Annotated in this window: 1 protein-coding gene; it reads right to left on the minus strand. The window is 42.3% G+C overall.

Annotation, left to right across the window (positions count from 1 at the left end; genetic code table 11):
* Nucleotides 1–349: 349 nt before the first annotated feature.
* A complete protein-coding gene (locus KBW69_RS23155; RefSeq protein ID WP_257282488.1) occupies nt 350–3,607 on the minus strand; it encodes a hypothetical protein in 3,258 nt (1,085 codons plus the stop codon).
* Nucleotides 3,608–3,723: the final 116 nt, after the last annotated feature.

Consider the following 3,723-nt stretch of genomic DNA (forward strand, 5'->3'; position numbering starts at 1 on the left):
AGCAGCGTTAAAAAGAGAAATTTTAACAGTCTTCTGTGACAAACAAGCATAGAGTTGACGTAGATCCCATTTGATAATTATTAATTTGTTAATCAGAGTTGATCTGTTAAATAGCCGTTTTTATTTTCACTGATTGAATGAATTGTTATGACTCCTATGGAGCTTGAGGAAAAATAGCAGTGGGCTCAGGATGTGGCAAGAGTCGCTCTGTAGGTAATGGGCATGACAGAAAATCCGGTTTTTGACGTTCGTCATATATGGAAAAATACTGAGAGTGATCTGACAGAAGTCTTTAATTTACAGACTTGGACTTCTTGGTACTCTTATTGATTAGATTATGAGTAACTCCTTAATGACTTGATATTTTTTTCAGGTCTCCAAATTGCTTGAGATGAAAATTTGCCTTTTGTGTCTCTCCTAAAAAATTAGCGGAAGCGGCAGAGATTGAGTGATACAAGGCTAACCAGCCAGAAAGATCTGCACTGTACTTTTTAAATGCGGTGCTCACGGCCTCCCGGTTATCATCGTACATAACCGTTAGATCGGAGGTTGCCAGAAGTGCTATAAAAGTACTTTTCAGTGGTTCATTTTCTTCAATCTTCTTGGTTATTATCTCATCCCAGAACAGATCCCGTTCGTTGTCATCGCTGTCATTGAGTGTCTCGTAAGCCCATAAATAATAGTGAACGATGGCTGACTTTGTGCGATGTTTCTTCAAAAGAGCATTGCTTATAGCCTCATAATTTTGGTGAGATTTCAGTCGGGGAAGGTTATAAACGAATGCATCAAAACCGGTTTCGGGTTGTGGTGCTTCCTGCAGTACTTCCAACGATGTTGTATAGTCAATCCGGCTTAGCTCGTAGTTTGCAGTATCCCCTGATAAGTGATCAATATCAGAAGCGGTTGCCTCGGTTAATGTATTCAGTACCTCTGGTTTACCCAATACAAAAGCTTTGACAAGGCTTAAATACTTTTTAATGTGTTCTGGCCTGTCACTACTTTTAATTTCACTGGCGAGCCAAATACCATAATGTTTTGCTCTTTTTTTTATGGATAAATGCCTTGTTTTTTCCAGTGGTTTCAGAAGTATTCTTTCAATACTGTCTGGATCACTTATCCTGGGAAATAACGCTTCTTCAACTTCAGGGGCATCATTGCTGAACAAAAATTGGATGTTATAGTTTACGGGGTTAATCAAAAAAAGTTTTGCAATCAGTGCCGGCCAACCAGCCTGTGGGATGTGCAGAAGATTAAACCGTTCATCAGTAAAGATTCTGATGGCTGCTTCAGCCGCAAAACGTACTCCACATATAGAGCTCACTATCAGCTCAGGTAAAAGTTCAGTAACAATCTTACCCGCTTCAATAAAGATCTTTTCCGCCGGCTTTTTGGTCGACGTGTATTGAATAACAGGCTTGTTGGTTGGGGCTGTTTGTGTGGCTTCGGATGTCTGACTCTGATAATACTGGTAGCTGTCCAGGCGCATACCCACGAGTGATTCAAGATAACCTCCATAAGGGAAGCCGGCTTGACGCGATTTCCTGAAGTGATCATGTGCACTGGTCAGTGCCCTTTTGCGACCGGTTAATACTACCTGTTTGTGGTCAGAACTTATCTCTGCCTCCAGAAGCGTTAACCCAGCCAGGCAATGAAGCCAGCCTGACATTTGTAATGATTGAGAATCCGTTTTATCATCATACTTGTCTAACTGTTGTTTTAATATCTGATAGCCAACTTCTCTGGATTGTTTAATAGCAGCAATAAAAGCACTTTCGTTTCCGGCAGAGAACTTTTCCAGGTTGTTACTGTGAAAAACAGCGTAGTTGCTATACCATGATACAGCATTATATTTAACCGTGGGTGGCCCATGCCATATATGTCTTATAAACAATTTGCGTAATGATATCCAACCTCCTGAATCACCCTGGAGCTTGATGGCCTTTTCCGGGTTGCCACCAATTTGCCTGATAATCGACTCGTGAACCAATAAAAGGGTGTTGTACCAATACGATATGTTGTCCTTACTGACCAGTTCAGGAGACATTTCAATTAATTTTGTTAGAAATTGTAAGTCATGACCAAAATGAAGGGCGGTAGTGCGGGCTTGGTCAGTGGGTTTAAGGCTTTTAAGATGATATAAAAGCGGCTCTGCTTCTGGTGATGCACCAACCAGATGAAAAGCAAGTTCTATAAGATCCGCATTTGACCGTTTCTCAGGATCAATATTTTCAGCGAATGTCTCTTGCAACTCTATCAGGAGTGCGGTAAGCAATGAGTTTGGTGCATCTTCAACAAACTCCAGCACAGAAAAGCGAATGAGAATTGACGATAAATCGAGGGTATAAAAGTCCAGTAAGTCCGGTCGACCAGTGGCAAAGTAAAGTATCAATCTTAATATTGCTTGCTCTTCCGCTTGCCTTGCTGTTTCTTCTACTGCCTCTGTTGTAGCTAATCCTGCTGCTTTCGCCGTCATTGTTGCTGCTGCTGTCGCTTCCATGGCCGCTGCTGCTGCCGCTGTCGCTAACGCTGTCGCTTCCACTGCCGCTATTGCTGTCGCTTGTGTGTCTGCATTCGCTTTTGCCGCCGCTTTCGCGTCTGCGTTCGCTTTTGCTGCAGCTTTTGCCGCCACTTTCGCGTCTGCGTTCGCTTTTGCTGCAGCTTTTGCCGCCGCTTTCGCGTCTGCGTTCGCTTTTGCTGCAACCTCTGCTGCCGCTCTGGCTCCCGTTGCGACTTGTTCCTGTTGTTCGTCTGGCAGATGCTGGCTATCTGTAAATTGCTGGCTCATACGATTCAAGATAAGATCAACTGCGCCATCAGAGCCTTTTATCGGAAGTTGCTCCAAAAACTCTCTGAGTAAACGTATAGAAGGCGTTATCCTACCCGGAATATTGCTTTTCGGATTTTCCATGTAAGTGTCTCTATCAAAAGCCAGTTTCAGTTCGAAAGGCTTTGGAATCACTACCAGCCACTTGAGTAACATCCCGCCCAGAACCGATGGATTTGACTCATATGCCAATAAAATCTCAATAGATTGTGACACTCCCGACAATGCTGAGAAATAAGCATTTATTATTTTTTCCTGAGCCTCTCCTTGCATAACATGTTCATAAAACAACCTGAGCATCCTGACATAAGGGAAGCAATGTAGTACAGAAATTGAAATAGCTTCTTCTATCTCTTTGGCTCTGCGCCTGACTTCCGGACTAAAGGACAACTCAATGGTTTTGTCATCATCTGACATTTTGGCCCTCATCATGGCCAGTGCCTTGAGAAAAGAGTAATAGCCCAGTCCAAGCTCGTTTGTTGGATTTTTATTTTTTACAACAGCCTTTTTGAATGCTGAGATTTTTTTTTCTGTCTGTTGTAAAAACCTTTCCGGATTTGCCTCAATCAATCTGACTTCTTTAATAATATTGTTATCCAGTTGAAATAAATACTGGTCATGTATTTTTGCATTAAATAGCTCATTTGATACTCTGATGCCTGGCTTCAGGTCTTTTGGTTGTCTGGCTGCGTTTACGGTTCTTTTTGCTTTTTCAGGATTTGCATCTGTTCCAGAAGTGAGTTGTGCCGTAGTGGTTAGAGAGGAGGAAGCCAATACTGGCACCGAAACCTCTTTGATTTGAACAAAATTCCTTGAAAGCAGTAAAGACCGGGCAAGAACCCAGTCTTTTATTAAATCGGGTCTCGATCTTTCAATCGTTTTATGGCTTATTTTGTCAT

Source organism: Endozoicomonas sp. ISHI1 (assembly GCF_024606225.1).
Lineage (GTDB): Bacteria > Pseudomonadota > Gammaproteobacteria > Pseudomonadales > Endozoicomonadaceae > Endozoicomonas_A.